Source organism: Sphingobium limneticum, from assembly GCF_008710155.1.
Taxonomy (GTDB): domain Bacteria; phylum Pseudomonadota; class Alphaproteobacteria; order Sphingomonadales; family Sphingomonadaceae; genus Sphingobium; species Sphingobium limneticum.
Genome location: NZ_VYPZ01000002.1, coordinates 282,608 through 297,218, shown reverse-complemented (window position 1 = coordinate 297,218; position 14,611 = coordinate 282,608). Strand labels below are relative to the sequence as shown.

At 60.6% G+C, this 14,611-nt stretch carries 18 protein-coding genes; 3 read left to right on the top strand and 15 right to left on the bottom strand.

Features of this window, described 5'->3' with window-relative positions; all coding sequences use genetic code 11:
- Positions 1-49 precede the first annotated feature (49 nt).
- On the top strand, positions 50-376 hold the full coding sequence (locus F4U94_RS03970) for a hypothetical protein (protein WP_120251806.1): 327 nt from the start codon (positions 50-52) through the stop codon (positions 374-376).
- Here the strand turns inward: F4U94_RS03970 and F4U94_RS03965 are convergent.
- Entirely contained in the window at positions 373-606 is a 234-nt protein-coding gene (locus F4U94_RS03965) for a helix-turn-helix domain-containing protein (RefSeq protein WP_197716413.1), read from the bottom strand. The genes F4U94_RS03970 and F4U94_RS03965 overlap by 4 nt on opposite strands.
- A gap of 147 nt (positions 607-753) precedes the next feature.
- Here F4U94_RS03965 and F4U94_RS03960 point away from each other — a divergent pair, with 147 nt between their 5' ends.
- Entirely contained in the window at positions 754-2,109 is a 1,356-nt protein-coding gene (locus tag F4U94_RS03960) for a hypothetical protein (protein WP_145986253.1), read from the top strand.
- Between the two features lie 194 nt (positions 2,110-2,303).
- Here F4U94_RS03960 and F4U94_RS03955 read toward each other — a convergent pair whose 3' ends face one another.
- The 7 genes from F4U94_RS03955 to F4U94_RS03925 form a co-directional block, all read right to left on the bottom strand.
- Positions 2,304-2,459, bottom strand: coding sequence for a helix-turn-helix domain-containing protein (locus tag F4U94_RS03955; RefSeq protein ID WP_170271902.1), 156 nt, complete (start codon positions 2,457-2,459; stop codon positions 2,304-2,306).
- Between the two features lie 418 nt (positions 2,460-2,877).
- The gene (locus F4U94_RS03950) at positions 2,878-5,364 is read right to left on the bottom strand and encodes a hypothetical protein (protein ID WP_120251810.1); all 2,487 of its coding nucleotides are present in this window, start codon (positions 5,362-5,364) and stop codon (positions 2,878-2,880) included.
- Positions 5,361-7,082, bottom strand: a complete 1,722-nt coding sequence (locus tag F4U94_RS03945) for a lytic transglycosylase domain-containing protein (RefSeq protein ID WP_170271901.1) — start codon at positions 7,080-7,082, stop codon at positions 5,361-5,363. Before F4U94_RS03945 ends, F4U94_RS03950 begins: the two co-directional genes overlap by 4 nt.
- Before the next feature lies 1 nt (position 7,083).
- On the bottom strand, positions 7,084-9,180 hold the full coding sequence (locus F4U94_RS03940) for a hypothetical protein (RefSeq protein ID WP_120251812.1): 2,097 nt from the start codon (positions 9,178-9,180) through the stop codon (positions 7,084-7,086).
- Positions 9,180-9,743 carry a virion core protein, T7 gp14 family gene (locus tag F4U94_RS03935; RefSeq protein WP_232015792.1) on the bottom strand — a complete coding sequence of 188 codons (564 nt, stop codon included), beginning with the start codon at positions 9,741-9,743 and terminating at the stop codon, positions 9,180-9,182. The genes F4U94_RS03940 and F4U94_RS03935 overlap by 1 nt, the downstream gene beginning before the upstream one ends.
- On the bottom strand, positions 9,731-10,024 hold the full coding sequence (locus tag F4U94_RS03930) for a hypothetical protein (RefSeq protein ID WP_120251813.1): 294 nt from the start codon (positions 10,022-10,024) through the stop codon (positions 9,731-9,733). Before F4U94_RS03930 ends, F4U94_RS03935 begins: the two co-directional genes overlap by 13 nt.
- A complete protein-coding gene (locus tag F4U94_RS03925) occupies positions 10,021-10,698 on the bottom strand; it encodes a hypothetical protein (protein WP_120251814.1) in 678 nt (225 codons plus the stop codon). The genes F4U94_RS03930 and F4U94_RS03925 overlap by 4 nt, the downstream gene beginning before the upstream one ends.
- A gap of 90 nt (positions 10,699-10,788) precedes the next feature.
- Between F4U94_RS03925 and F4U94_RS03920 the strand changes: the two genes are divergently transcribed.
- Positions 10,789-11,313, top strand: coding sequence for a zinc finger-like domain-containing protein (locus F4U94_RS03920; protein ID WP_120251815.1), 525 nt, complete (start codon positions 10,789-10,791; stop codon positions 11,311-11,313).
- On the opposite strand, the gene F4U94_RS25530 is transcribed toward F4U94_RS03920, so the two are convergent.
- The 7 genes from F4U94_RS25530 to F4U94_RS03890 are packed head-to-tail and all read right to left on the bottom strand — an operon-like array spanning position 11,296 to position 14,573.
- Positions 11,296-11,463, bottom strand: coding sequence for an HGGxSTG domain-containing protein (locus F4U94_RS25530; RefSeq protein WP_409994487.1), 168 nt, complete (start codon positions 11,461-11,463; stop codon positions 11,296-11,298). The genes F4U94_RS03920 and F4U94_RS25530 overlap by 18 nt on opposite strands.
- Positions 11,444-11,788, bottom strand: coding sequence for a hypothetical protein (locus F4U94_RS03915; RefSeq protein WP_120251816.1), 345 nt, complete (start codon positions 11,786-11,788; stop codon positions 11,444-11,446). The genes F4U94_RS25530 and F4U94_RS03915 overlap by 20 nt, the downstream gene beginning before the upstream one ends.
- A 3-nt stretch (positions 11,789-11,791) precedes the next feature.
- The gene (locus tag F4U94_RS03910; protein ID WP_120251817.1) at positions 11,792-12,316 is read right to left on the bottom strand and encodes a terminase small subunit-like protein; all 525 of its coding nucleotides are present in this window, start codon (positions 12,314-12,316) and stop codon (positions 11,792-11,794) included.
- Complete coding sequence (locus F4U94_RS03905; protein WP_145202799.1) at positions 12,316-12,525, bottom strand: hypothetical protein; 210 nt, start codon at positions 12,523-12,525, stop codon at positions 12,316-12,318. The genes F4U94_RS03910 and F4U94_RS03905 overlap by 1 nt, the downstream gene beginning before the upstream one ends.
- Positions 12,522-13,295, bottom strand: a complete 774-nt coding sequence (locus F4U94_RS03900; RefSeq protein WP_170271900.1) for a phage antirepressor — start codon at positions 13,293-13,295, stop codon at positions 12,522-12,524. Before F4U94_RS03900 ends, F4U94_RS03905 begins: the two co-directional genes overlap by 4 nt.
- Entirely contained in the window at positions 13,288-13,800 is a 513-nt protein-coding gene (locus F4U94_RS03895) for a hypothetical protein (RefSeq protein WP_120251820.1), read from the bottom strand. The genes F4U94_RS03900 and F4U94_RS03895 overlap by 8 nt, the downstream gene beginning before the upstream one ends.
- Positions 13,797-14,573, bottom strand: a complete 777-nt coding sequence (locus tag F4U94_RS03890) for a helix-turn-helix domain-containing protein (protein ID WP_120251821.1) — start codon at positions 14,571-14,573, stop codon at positions 13,797-13,799. The genes F4U94_RS03895 and F4U94_RS03890 overlap by 4 nt, the downstream gene beginning before the upstream one ends.
- Positions 14,574-14,611 lie beyond the last annotated feature (38 nt).

Sequence of the window (14,611 nt, the reverse complement as noted above, 5' to 3'; positions counted from 1 at the left end):
TCGGCGCGAAACTGTGCTATTGCGACACCATGCTTTTGGGGGAACAGGCATGAAAATCAGCGTCGCCGTCATTCTGGCAGCAGGTGTTGCCTTCGGATCTGGTCTGACAGCGGCACCACTTATGGGGCCAAAGGGCGGGTTCTCCACGCTGTTCTTCAGGCTCGAATATGACCCGTCTAAAAACTGCTCCAAGCCGATACGCCCCTATGGCAACGATCGATTCGCCTGGGAAAGCTACAAGTCCGATGCGGCGCGCTATGTTCGCTGTATGCAAGACGCGGCCGAAGCGGACATGGGATATGCGTCCGAAGTAATTGCGGAAGGCTACAAGGAAAAGCTGGCTGAATTCCGTCGCGAGGTGGAAAGCGGTTTTTAAGTCCGCCGACGGACACCTTCGCCACCGGTTGTAGCGCTCTCGCCAGCCGCAATGAACATCAATCCCGCTTCCTCCAGCGCGGCCCTGATAGCGCCGACGCTGGTATCCCGCACGCTGTCACCCGCCTCGAATCGTTTGACCGTCGCCTGACCGACTTTGGCGGCTTCGGCGAGCTGGGCGGACGACCAGCCGAGGAGGGAGCGCGCGGCGCTGCACTGTCTTCCTGACATCAACATATGATCCTTTTAGTATCAATATCGGGTTGATGCCAAGATCGTTAATTGATACCAATTGGATCAGTTCCATAATGGAACAGCCGAGGCGGAAGCTACCAACGACCGCCCCGGCCTGACCAATATCGTCATGAGGAGACGGTCATGGCTAAGGCCACGATACCCCACTGGAAAATTACCGCCAATCCTTCACAGCTCGTTGACTGTCCTCCGGCAAGTGAGCGCACCCGCCTCGCGGCGCCTCACAAAATTGAAGAAGGACAGTCAGATATGCAGATGATGCAACCCAGCCAATTCCAGCCGGCATATGAGTTTGATGCAGCAGACGCGCTATCGCTGATAGTCCCAAAGCGCCGGCTGGCGCCGACTCAGGCATGGGATGATGCCGTGGAAACATGGCGGCAGACGGACGCGGCGCGCAGAGCGTATGGCGAAGAGATTTTCGATCCGGCGTGGGACGCAGCTCAACAGCAGCGCCAGACGGAGGAGCGTGAATTGCAGCGTCAGATCGATGAGATCCCGCACTACACCACCGTACTATCTTATAAGGCTGCGTCTGGCACGCGCCATATGTCGACTGGCAATCCGGTCGATGTGCGCGCGGCTATGGTATTTCATGGATATGACGACGAAGAGGATTTTAGTCTGTGTTGTCGTGAGCTGGTGCGCGGAATCGGGCATAGGTTCGCAGCAGAGCAGGAAATCCGAGACCGCTTCGAATTCAGTCACGATGGGCCGTTTGATCCAGCGATAGACGCCGAGATGAAGCGGCTTGAGCAACTCGATCAACCGGCTTGGGATGCTGTCATCAGATTTCCAGCCGTTACGCTCGGCGACTTGGTTGCGAAGGTTGAATTCTTGCAATCGCAGGAATGCGACGTCGACCATGCTGAATTGCTGACCGATCTCACGCGAATCTGGAATGTCGGCCAACCTGTCAAAGACATCAACGATGTAGCAAATTGGCAGGAAGCAATGGGGGCCTACACCGCCGCGAAAGACGCCTACGAACGAGATCGTTCGGATGAGCTTTGTAACGCAATGATCGATGCTGAGTATCGCCTTCGCCGGATGCGGGCGCCTGACCTTGACGCAATCGAATGGAAAATCCTTTCTTTGCAGGTCGAGGCGGAAGACGCCACGCTCGGCCAGGCTGAATTTGATGTCATTTTGGGTGACCTGCGGAAACTTCGCACGGCCGAAGCGCCTGGCGCTGCCGTGTCGGAGATTTCGGTGGCGACGTTGGGCGATACACCCTTCATGTCTATCTGCCGGCAGTTCATGGCAGCGTACGAGGCGCTCAACGCGGCTGGCGGCGATGATGAAGGCCGCCTTGGAGAGGCTTACCACGCAGTTTTTCGCGTGCTGATAGAAACCCGGCCGTCAAACGATCGAGAATTCCGCCTGAAATTTCTCGCCCTATGGGGGGATGGCGGTGCGCCAAATGAGGAAATCGTCGCGAGCATGGTCAAGGACGCTGGCGATCTCTCCGCATTGTGACGGTGACGCGCGCATAAGAAAGCGGGCCGGAGTTACCGGCCCACTTTTTCGTTGATAGGGTTATTCGTCGCGCTTCGGCTTGCGCGGGGTAGTGGCGCGAAAGCGAAAGGCCTGTCCCTTCGGCTTACACAATCGGCTGCCATTGCGCAGCGTTATACACTGCACAATTACCCATTCGCCGTCGTTGCTGCCCATCAGAAAGGAAAGGAGCCTTGGGCAGCCTGAACGTCGGGATACCTGTATCCCCGCATGATTTCGGAGACCCGCCCCTGATTAACGCCGACGAGGGCGGCAACCTGATGCTGATAAAGCCCCTGGCTTTGCACCAGGAACTTAATATGGGCCGCCATTTCAGGCGATATGGGAGGAGATGAAGTGCGTTTCATAGCATTGGCTTTCTACCAAATGCGATGAACCGGGTTGACAATTGCCCGGTAGAACGTCAGTTTCTACCGGCTTTCAGCAAAAATCGACCGCGGTTCACTCGCGGTTAGCGGCCTGGAATCGTTGGAGCGATTCTGGGCCGCATTCGTTATGCAACGACTTGTTATTGCGCACAAGCAAAAATCCTCCTCAGAAGCTCGCAGGGCGCAATTCGCCAAGAAGTGGGGCATGACGCCATCGAGTCCCATTTTGTCACTGTGGTGGCGTCCTGGGTGGCAAATCGAGGGGGTTAAGAGGTGGCCCTCTCCCCACTTGCGCACCGCGCAGGTAGAGAATTGTTAACCATTCATACGCGTTCCGCTTTGGTACCCGTCTTGTTTCGGTTCAGTTCGGCGCCGCTTCTCCCGGCCGCCACCAGTATTCCTGATCCATCTCGCGCCGGGCGCGGGCTTCCATTGATCTGAATCGCTCTTGGTAGTCCGGGTCCAACTCCTTCTGGAGCTGGTCGAGCAAGATGCGTTCATAGGCCAGCCGCGCATACCAAAGCGAACCGCCGGGCGTGTAGTTGCGCGCGAACTGGACGGCTTCTTTACCGATCTTCGTGTCTTCCGTCGGCCGTCCGCGCGCCGCCTCCCAGGCATTGGAAGTCCCCTCAATGGCATTGCCGATCGTCAGCTTGCGTATATCGTTGGCCGCGGCGACGGTCGGACCGGCCAGTGTTTCCGCCATCCCGCGATCATAGCGATTGACGTCGGAGAAGAGAAAATCGCCGTAAATGCCAAGGCCGCCACCCTGGAGTATTGCGGCGCCCCAAAATTCGCCAGCATGTTCGCCCGTCATGTCGATCGGCTCTTTGCCTTTGGCGATCTGCTTCAGCTGATAGGCGAGGGCGCCCATGGCGGTCGCGCCGATGAACAGGTTCGCAGCGTATCCGACCTTGGCCATCCTTCCCTTTTGCATCAGCGCCCGCTGGCCATGGGTGAACATCATCGTCACCCCGAAATTCTTGTATTGCGCAACGGAACGGACCAACTCGCCAACGAACGTGCCGGGCGGCGCGTCGGAAAAGAGCAGTGCCTTGCCGCGCACGCTTGCGCTGGGGACGGCAAACTCGGTCTCGGTTTGCACCATTTCGAGCAGGCGTGTCGCGAGATCGTTCGCTATGCCTTCCGGAATGTCACGGCGGCCGGCCAAGTCGTCGGGCCGCAGGAATGTCGCTCGCTGGTGAGAATAGACGGGAGTCTTGCGGACGATGTCCCATTCTTCTGCGCTAATGCCATAGCGTCCCAGCGTGTTCCGAAGCGGCAGGGGCAATGCCGAGAAGCCATTCCCGCGGTTATCAGCCATGAAGCCCATGAACTCCATGCCGAACGCCCATCGACCTGCCTGCGTCCAAGGTGAAAGCATTGATGCCCGCATCGTGAAGTCGGACAGCCGTCGCGCGATCTCCGGGCCCGCCACTTCATCGGTGTAGCGCTGCTGGGCCGACGCGATCGTCGACCAGTTTTCTGCGATCAGGCCCAGCCGCACCGCCAGTTTCTGATCTTCGGTTACGGTAGGCCGGAAGAGTTTGACGTAATTGCGGAGAACCCCGGTGATAGGCAAGCCGCTGAATTTCGCTGCCATGCGCTGAAAGGCAAGGTCAGATACCGCCGTTAGGGACGCGCTTCCCAACTGCGCAGATACCAGCATGGATCGAGTGCCAGCGAGTGCATTACCCCAGTTGCTGTTGATTGGAGCATTTGAACGGCCTGACAGGTGCGACCACATATCGCGCATCTGCTTGACTGCCGATCGAGCTCGCTGACTGCGCATGCCCTTGCCCGTCTTGGCATCCGCTTCGGCCGCCTGCTTCGTGATCATTTGCTCCATCCAGCGCATCGTAGCGCTCGGGTTGGGGCCGAGTACCTCCAGCGCTGCAATGTCGCGAGCCATGCCATCGATGTAACCCAGCATCACGTCGAACGGCGTGCCTTTGGAGAAGCGCCCCTGATACTCCAGCCAGGCGTCGGCATCCTTGAACGCGAGATAGCGCGGATCGGCTCGGCGATTGCCGAGCTTGCCGTTGATGGGGACGCCGGACGGCTCGACGCTGTTCCATCCCTGCGTCGAGATCGTGTCGAACACCTCCCGCAGCGTCCGCTCCACCTGCGCCGGCGTCATCGGTCGACCGGTCAGATCGTCATACATGCGCGATGGGTCCAGCCGCGGTAACACAAAGGCGCGCCACTCGTCGAAGCCTGCCTTGCGCACCGCCACCATGTAATGGGTCTGGGGCAGGCCCCAATCCGCGCGCTTCGGGATATGGCCCCCAGCCTGGTTGAACCGCTGGCGAAGATATTCATGCGTCTCGGTCCATGCCGTGGTCAGCTCGCGCGCGCTGGCATTGTCGATCTTCTGCCCGAACGAGGCGCGCGCCAGATCATCCATCTCAGCGTCGTTGCGGACGCGGCCGAGGAGATCGCGTCGGAAGGTGGCGAGAACCTCCGTCATGCGGCCATGGGCTTGGCCGAGGATCGATTTGCGCCGGGCCTCCATGTTGGAAAAGGTGGCTGCTTCATCGCGATCGAAATGCGCAGTCGCGGCGGCTGCCCAGTCCTCCCGGCCCTTGGCGTCGCGATAGCCACGGAGATTGCCCATGATCTCACGCTGGCGGGATGCCTGAAGGAGGGTCTGCCTCCGCTTTTCCGCTGCCTCCCGCTTCATGCGCTCCAGCGCCCGATGCGTGGCCTGAGCCGCTGCCTCGTCGGCGCCCAGCTCGTCGCCGATGGCGGCCCGGATCTCCTCGAAGATCTTGCGGGCCTGCTCTTCACGGCCGGGATCGATCGCGCCGGTTGCCGCGAGGGTGGATAGGCATTTGTCGAGGCTCATAGCAGGCAGGCTTCCACGGCTGAAATAAATGCGTCGTCCGCGTCATGCTCGGCGAACAGTTCCTGGAGCGGGCGCATGACCGGCACGGCCTGGCCGTCGGTCACAGCTTCCTCGATGGCGATCGCCGGCATGTCGTCCGCCACGACGCCAGCGCGCTCCAGCACGCTCGGCACATATTCGCGAGTTTCCTTGATCGGGATGCGCCGCGCCCATTCGGCATCGGTAATAGCGCCCGTGCGGGGGTCGCCGATCTTTTTGATCCACTGGTCCACGCGGCCTGGTCCGGCGTTGTAGGCCGCGAGTGCCATCGAGACATTGCCGTCATAGCGCGTCATCATGGCGTCGAGATAATCACGGCCGACGCGCGCACGCTCTGCCTCGCTGCTATCGGCCGCTGGCCGGACGCCGAAACCGGGATCAGCATTTGTGCCCGGCATGACCTGCATCCGGCCGCGCGCGCCTTTGGGACTGACCGCGTTGGGATTGCCACGGGATTCCTGCCCTATCACGGCGTTGATGAGCCGGTCGCGGGGGATCGCTTGCGCCGGCGCGGCGCCAGCCTGCGGAGCGGCGGCGGCTGGAAGCCCGGGCGGCGGCGCTGCCATCGCTGCGCGGATGTCGTGGGTCAAAGCTGCGATTTGGTCAGCCTGGCCGGGACCGGCTGGTTCTGAGAATGTGGCGAGCCGCTCCTGCACCGAAGGAGTAACAGGCGGGAGCGGCTCGCGGCCGGTAAATCCGTCATCAAGGGCTTGAGCCGTGGCAGCCTCAAGCGCTTCACGATGGCGGACCTGCCCGGATGGCGTATCTTCGAATGGGTTGAGGCGATCGATCTCCAGATTTTCGGCGACGACGTCACGAGCAGCCTGAATTTCTGGATCGGGCATGTCCTTGGTGGCGGCCAGCAACTCCTCATCGGACAGGGTGCGTACCCGGCCGGGCTGGAATTCCTTACCAAGGCGCCGGAATCCTTCCACGCTGCCCCCGACCACACCGCCCAATACGCCGGCGGCAGTCACCGAAATGGCGGCCTCCTTCGCGGTCATGGGTACGCTGATCTCTTCCCGACGCTGCGCTATGATGGGAAGCGTCACGGCTTCAGTCGCGGCATTTATCCCCGCCTCGCGAAGGGCGGTATTCAGGATTGAGCGCGAAGGCCCGCCGCCAAGCACTAGCGTCGCAAGGTTGACCGGGTCGGAGAAGCCTCCAGACAATGCGCCGGCGAACCCGCCGATCGTCCCCATTGTCGTGGCACGGTCGCCGACGTCGCCCTCTCGCTCCAGCTGCGCTTTCGCCCGCGCATTGATTTGCTGGATGAAAGCTGCACGATCCGCACCCAGCTCGGCGAGAAACTTCGGGTCGGAACGGCGACGGCGCCCGATCTCGTCCCAGATCCGTTGCTCCTGTGCCGGGATGCCCCTGTCCCCTACGACCCATGGACTGTTGCTCTCCCCGCGATAGGGGTTGGTGAACATCCGGTCGCGATCGGGGGAAACCAGCGTCCAGCCGCCAGCTTTGCGAAAGCCCTGATTGAGACTTTCGATAACCGGCTCGTAGGCATCGGCCAATGTGAGATCCCGGCTGTCGGTGCGTCCAGCCATGCTGGTGGATCGATATGCCTCTCGAAAGTTGTCGAGGAAACCGGTGGCGGGACCGGTGGCGAAATCGGCTGGAGCTTGGCCTGTCTCGCCATCCTCCCCGAAGAAATAATCCTGCGGCATCTCAGAACCCCAGCCAATCACCGACTTGTTCAAGTACACCCTGTGGCGCCCGGCCGCGAAGGCGTGGGACGAGGGCATTCATATCAAGAATGAATTGCCCCTTTGGACCGCGCAGAAATTGCGTCCCGCGCTTGTCGAGCGCCACGGAGTAGCGGCCGCTGCCGGCATCAAAGAGGTAGCCGGAGCGCAGCGTTTCCAGATTCACAGGCTTGCCATTGCCATATGTCGGCCTCGCACCGATCGCCTTCAGATCATCGGCATTGATCCTGCCCATGAGGGTGCCGAATTCTTCAGGCGCGACGCCGGGCGGGAGGATGATATTGTTTCCACGATAGCTGCCTAGCCCGCCGACGCGGCTGCCATCCTGTCTGTAGGTTGCTCCAGCCGCGCGATTGAGGGCCTTACCCCATGTGTCGGGATCTACGAACTTCGGGTCGAGACCAGCCGCGACTGCTTCACTCGCATATATGGCCTGCGCCGATTTGAAGAGCGCGCCCCGCGTTTTCGGCGTGAATGCTAATGCCGATCCAAGCCCGGGCGCCGCCTGGAAAGCATCGAGTGAAGGGATGGCGACAGCCTTATCTTTCCACGCCTGCTGCCCTGCGAAAATCCGTTCGGCCGTATCCTTGCCCCCTGGCACGGTGGCCGCCAGCCCGCCGGCATGGGCGAAGATCGGATCTGCGCCCGAAATGCTGCCCAGCACATCCCGGCCATAGCGACCGAAGCCCGTGACGATGTTTTCGGCGATCTTGCTTTTTTGCTGAGTGTTGGCCTTCGCGATCTGCCCCGCCATCAGCGTTGCTTCTTCATCAGTCAGGAAGGTCGGGGGCGTTCCATATCGCTCCGATACAGCTAGGCTCGTCTTGATCCGGGCCTGCATACTGCGGGCGTCCCTATAATCCACCGGTGCCAGTTGAGCCACACCAGCCTCCGCGGCCCATGATAGCGGGTCCGATTTCAGCCGGGCGCGCATCTTGCCCAGCAGCTGCTCGCCAGCATCGATGCGGGCAGCCTGCACCGGTGTGCGCTGGCCCTTCTCTCCACGCTGCTGGTTGAGCCAGCCCTGCAATTGGTCCGGCCGCCACTGGCGGGCCTCGCTGGTAAATGTCTGGACCTCACCAGCCGAACGCAGACGCAATGCCAAGACCGGCTTGTCGAGCTGATCGAGACGAGAGGCGAGCTTGCCCAGCGAGGTGGCGTCGACCTCATGGCCATTGTCGATCATGTCGAGCACATCGCGGGCCTGCTCGGAAACAAGGGCAGCCTCTTCCCGCTGTTCCTGCCGCGCCTGCGCCTGCATTCGGCGCAGCTCGGCCGCTTCAGCGCTCCGGCGGGTGCGGATCTGATCCTGCACGGCATCAACATCACCTGGCTCCATCCGCGCGCCGTAGACCTTCAGATATTGCTCACCCAAATCAGGGGCGACGTCCGAGAGGCGATTGCCGGCCAGCCGTCGGGCAGCCGATTCGGTCTTAAGGCTCTCGATTGCCACCATCTCCGGCGACCATCCCTTGCGCTCGCCCATCTTGCGGACCTCGCCCAAGGCGGTGGCGATATGCTTGTCGGCGACGGCTGGATCGTCATACGCGGTACCAGCGTCCGACACCGATAGGGCGATGCGTGCAGCCTGCGTATCGTCCTGCCAACTATCGAATTCCTGTGCGACATGGCGTGATACGAGAGACTGGGCTGACAGCATACGCTGGTCGGCGACGCTATCGAAGGCACGCTGCGCGATCGGTGTGCTGAGGGTGCCGCGCAGTTCGGATCGTCTTCGCTCGATCTCTTTCATTGTCGGCTCAAACGCATCTTTGGCATCCTTGCCATGCTTGTTGCGGAGGCCGGTTTCAGGATCATCCATGGCGCTCTGGATGAAGGATGCAAACTGGTTATCGGCCTCCTTGGCGCTGGTTTCCTCTTCCTCGGCGACGATGCGTGCGCGCACCTGAGCATAGTCGCCGATCGCTGCGCCGGTTTTCATGAGCCCAGTCGCGACGGCGCCGAACAAGCCGCCGTTATTGTCGGCCGGGCGGAAGCGCGCCTGTACCGGGGCGATTGGGCCTACGGTAGGGGCTCCGTATTGGGGGATGCGCGGCATTAGTAGATGCTCCCGGCTTTAATGCCATATGCGTTGCGGCCGACGCTCCCGAACTGAGCCTTCAAAGTGCCGTACTGTTGCGCACCGCTGAGCGCGGTTGTTGCTACACCGAACGCGCCATCCACCAGTGCGCCGGACGCTGACTGTCGGGATGCCTGCGCCTGCGCACGGTAATTGGCGGATTCGATGTCAAAGCCCTTCACGGCATTGGCGCCTTGGTCGATAATCCGCTGGGCATCCTCACGGCCGAGCATCGCCGTATCGGCCGAAAGGTCCGCCGCGTTGCCAAAGCCCAAGTCGAGCCCGCCGGCCGCCATCGCGACACGCTGCTGCCCCTGAAGCTGCGCCTGTCGTCGCCAGTGTGTCTGCAATTCCTGGCGCGTGGCGTCCTGCTGGGTGCGGGCGGCCTCGGCAGACAGGCGGGCGTTCTGGTCCGAAACTTGGGCTTGGTATCGGGACTGTGCGCTGGACTGCAGGGCGGCAAAGCCGGTCCCAGCCGCAGAGATCGCCGTTCCGATGAGCGCGAGGGTTGCGACTGGGGCGCACACGGTCAGCGGGTCCACTTCATATCAGGCGTCCATCCACTGGTTGGACGACGGATCGCCTCCGGTGGCGTGTAGACCCCAGCCGGTGGCGGCACATCCGGCAACTGGCCAGTCCGCCGGCACTCATTGGCAACACGTTCATCGTTGCGATGGTTAGCGTTCCAAACCGCCCATTCTGCAGGATCGACCGGCTCGAACTTCCAGTCCAACCCCTCTCGCTCGACGGTCTCGCCGATTTCGGCGATGCGATCGTCAGGTTGGGGTAGCTGAACGCGAACGAGGGCGCGTTGCTGGCTCATGAAAGTTTCTCCCCCTGGGGGCAAAGGGAAGCGGCACGCGCTCGTATCTTCGCATTGACCTTTGCGACAAACGAGGTGAGCCCGCCAACCCGTTCATACTCTGTACGCGCGTTGGCGCTGGGAACAGTGGAGAAGGTGACGCCTTCTTTCGCGAGCAGACCGGACAGTAACGCCATATCGCGGCCGTCGAAGAGATCCTCCTGCAAGGCTGACACAGCGTGCGAGTGCCGCGCCTTGTCGCCTGGCGTTACAGATGCCATCGAATATAGCTGCTTGGCATTCTCTTTGATTGTCGAGCCAGCCGCGTCATAATCGACGACAAGCCGTGCGAGCAGCTTGGCGGCATCCTGAATCTTGGCGGCGATTGCCAGCCGGTTGACAAGTTGCCGGTCAATTTCGGTAATGCGGGCAGCCTGTGCAGCCTGGGAACGGCTAAGCGCATCGCCTGCCGCACGCCGACGGGCTTCCTGCCATGCAGCCTCCAAACTGCGACGTCGGTTCTTGAGCGCATCCAGCGTCACCAGTGTCTTGTCGACATCATCCTGGGTCGTTTCGCCGAGAACCTGCTGATAGCCGGCACGGTGATGATCATCCTCGGCAACGCGGATCTGCTGATCCAGCGCATCCCGCTGCGCGATATAATCCTGTTCGGTGAAAGTCGGTTTGTCTGCCACGGTCGAAACTCCTCCTTGTCGATCGTCGCTGCGACGATAGGGTTCGACATCGAGCGGTTGAATCGACCGATCGAAGGCAGGAGGTGACCAATGGATTTGATCGCGGCGTTATCATCGCTCAAGACGGCGAGCGAGGTCGTGAAGGCCATCAGGGCTGCCGAGAAATCACTCGATGAGGCAACACTGAAGCAGCGCTTGGCTGATGTCACCGTCGCGCTCGCCGACGGCCGGGTGGCGCTGGCGGAGGTGCAGGAAGTGCTGGCGGGCAAGGACAAAGAGATATCGGAGCTCAAGGCGGCCATCCAGCAGATAGGTGAACTGGTGGAAGGGCCTGGGGGATACTATTATCTCCCAAATGAAGATGGCACCCCGAAGGGCGCTCCCGTATGCCCGAAATGCAAAGCGGAAGGTCGCGTGATGCAGACCGTGCAGTCGCGGTTGGCGAACAAAGCTCAATGCCCAACTTGCAAAAACGAATATCAGCCCGTTTCGATCTACTTGCCATCCGGCGTCACGGCCGCTGAAGAGACCAGCCGCCGACGCAAAGAAATTGCCGATCAAAGCCGAGCGGTGAACCGCAACCCATTCGGGCGGGATTCATGGATGCGAAGGTAAGGATACTACGTCAGACATGAGCCTTTTGCGGCTGGGCGTCTTTCCACCGTGTAGATGGCAGCGTCCGTTGCGCATCGGCATCTTCTGACAAGGCTCTCCATCTCGCCGCACTGCGCCGCAAACTTGGCGGTCAGTCGCGGTAATGCGCATCGCTATGCACCCCGCCGATATCGTCACGATACTGCTCAAACGTCCGCGTGTCGCCACGTCGTTTCAACTCGGCTTCGATGAGCGCCTGATGATCCATGCCATCGGCGCGCATCCCATTTGAAAGGGCGCGCACGCGATTGCGCCCCCGCTCAATCGCAGCAGCCATATCCTGATCTTCCGGCGGCATCATGCTCCGGATCAAGATCATCTGTTCTTGCATCTTCTGCCCGCGAGGAATTTCCGCATACTCCAGCAGCAAATTCCCCAGTTCTCGACACTGCTCTTGGGTTGACCGTTCCAGGAAGCTGATGATGTCAAATGCCATGTCTTATCCCTTCTGTTTGCTTACGCTTTGCGCGAGAGCCGCCAAGCGGACCGCTATTTCGTTCTGGCTCAACCCATTTGCGGCGGAAGGAGCCGCCTCAGCTTCACCAATTTTCAGCATTGCTGAATCGCCGTACCGTTTGGGTGACAGTCGGGCAGCGAGCCATTTGCGGCTATCAACGCGAAGACGAGAGCGCTGCACATGCTCATAATCCAGCTCTTTGCCATTCTCGCCCTCCACCCAGTCATACTTGGCGTCGTCGGCAATCTCGATAATCTCTTCTGCCAGCACCTCAGCATATAGCGCTTTGGCGGCGACATAACCCGCGCGGAATTCCGGATCGGCGGCAATCCAGTTCATGACGGTGGATTTGCACGGCATCCCTTCACGATCGCAGATGCTGCGAATGCTTTCGCCGGCGACGATGAACTGCAGGATTTCCTGGCGGATTTTCTCCGTCTTTCGGCTCGCGCGTGCGCGCGTGCGTACTGGTCCAACTGTGAGGGCACGCCCATCGTTTTTTGCCATCAATGAAGCTCGTCATAGCGGTCGTTTGAAGGTGCTGGCGGCGGAGATGGCGAGCAAAAGATGGGAGCCTCTTTCCCATAAGCCTTGGCGAGCGAAACGTAATTCCGGCGCACCCAGTCCCAATCCGGCTCCTGCCCGCCGTTGCGCTGTTTCAGCCATGCGCGAAACTCGGCAGCATCGATGTTCATTTGGATGTGCCCGTCCATCATGATGGTTCCGCGCCTTTCCAAGTATCGGCCTTTTCAGATGCCATCATTTCCGCGATCTTCGCGATGCCTTTGGGCGTCAGCAATACCTGTTCTACGAACTTCGCCGGCTGGCCCGGCCGCTCCAGCCGCGTGACTTTGTGGGTGATGAGCCCAGCCGAGATCTTTGCTTGGTAGCCCAGCCACCGCGAACCGCCCGATCGACGGTAGATCCACAGTCGTTGCTCCATCCAGCCGAACAGCGCGCGCGGGCCGGTATTAAGAGCTTTCGCCGCATCGGTAATGGATAGCGCGCCCTCTGCATGGGTCAACTGCGCGAGCGCCGCCGCTTGGGTGGCCAACTCGTTGTTGCGATTTTCAAGTGCCAGTGCTCTGCCAGTATGTTCGAGCAACAGGCGCTGTAGGACAGCCGGGTCACTCAGGTTAAGCGGCGCGGCTGCAGCGCCGTAATGTCCGGAGCGCCGGATCGATGGCAGCACTTCCGACGTCACCCACTTGGTAAAGCGTTTCGCGGCTGGTTTCCTGCTCCTCAACATGAGCTTGAACAGCCCGCTTTCATTGACGACGAGCAGGTCGGGGTTGCCGCGACCGCGATTAACATCCGGATTGCGGATGCTATCGCGCTCGTCGTCATCGAGCCGAGCGGCTGCGTTGCCTACGTTCTGAAGCTCGAGGACCGCACAAACGTCTGCCAGCGCGAACCAAGGCTGGCCATCTCGATCAGTGATCCGCACGGGGCGGCTCTCGAATTTGAACGGGGTAAGGTCAGTCATTTCCATCTCCGGTATCACGGAGCGGCTGTTGCCATTCTCTATCGTGCTTCATCACCAGCATCTCTGCGCGGTTGGCGCGGGCCATGCGTCTGGCGCGAATTGGAGCGCTGATCTGCTCAATTTCGGCGACGGTCGGGAAAAAGCGACAGGTGCGCAGGATCGCATCGAACACGGCTTTGAGATCGGTCGCTGCTAAGCTGCGAAGAGCATGGCGCATCATCGTCATCCGCTCGGCAGCTTCTTCGTCCGTCATCCCGCGAGGACACGGCATCATGTTGGCCACGTGCGCAATCATTCGATTGATTTGCAGGGGAGTGGCGGCTGTGGCTTGGCACGCGAGGACGTAATCTCGCAGTTTCTGTGCGCTAATCGGCCCTATCACCGGCAGATCATTGAATGCGGCACTTTCGTCGAGCAGCTTGCTTAACTTAGGTGGCAACAATCGATGCGCCTCACGGGCAAGCACGTTGCCCGACTGATCAGCGATCGCGATATGGGCGTTCATCCGCTTTTTCCTGCGTGGAATTGGTGATCATGAAGTTCGCGAGCCAGATGCTCGGCCTCAAAGCGCATTGCGGCCCTCACCAGTGGGTTGCTGTATTCCTGCGGTGCGGTAGCCGCGCTGGTTGTGCGCAATACGCGGTCATGCACATCCCGAATCCTGTTGTGCCACGTTCTATCCCAGTCGAGCTTTGTCGCATTGCGAGCTGCCGACCGCCAGAAATCACGAAAGCTATCAAGCTCACGTTCCTCACGTTTCGCTGGCCATTGCGCGACCAGCTGGGCCACAGATCCCGGCAATGGACCAGGGCACCAGCCGTCGGGAAGTCGAGTGCCGCGCGCGCCGATCTTTTCTGAAGAAATCGCGGCTCTCTGAGGAAGGGTATCCTTGATTGGTTCCTTGACTGTATCCGTCACCCGTTTTCGGGAGGCTTCAACCTCCCGTTTTAGGTCGGCTTGAGTAGAAGAAACGGGCGGCTTCCTTTTTAGGGAGGCTACCTTTTCCGGCCCCCTTTCAAGGTGCAGTCGATATACCTTGATCTGGCCCGACTTACCCTGTCGGCGGCCGGTGTCAGAGATCAGTTGAATCTCCTCCAGCCGATCAAGGGCTGTGGTAGCGGTCTTATGGTTCATGTCGCCGAAGGCTGCGATCGCAGCCGTTGAGGGATAGGCTTCGCCATCTTCGTTGGCGTAATTGGCCAGGCACAGCAAAACCATCTTCGCTGCCATTTTTCCGGGCTGCTGCTTGCTAGCCCAAGCGAGCGCGTCGAAGCTCATATCGCTTCCCCTGATCTGTCGATGATCCGCGAGCCGCG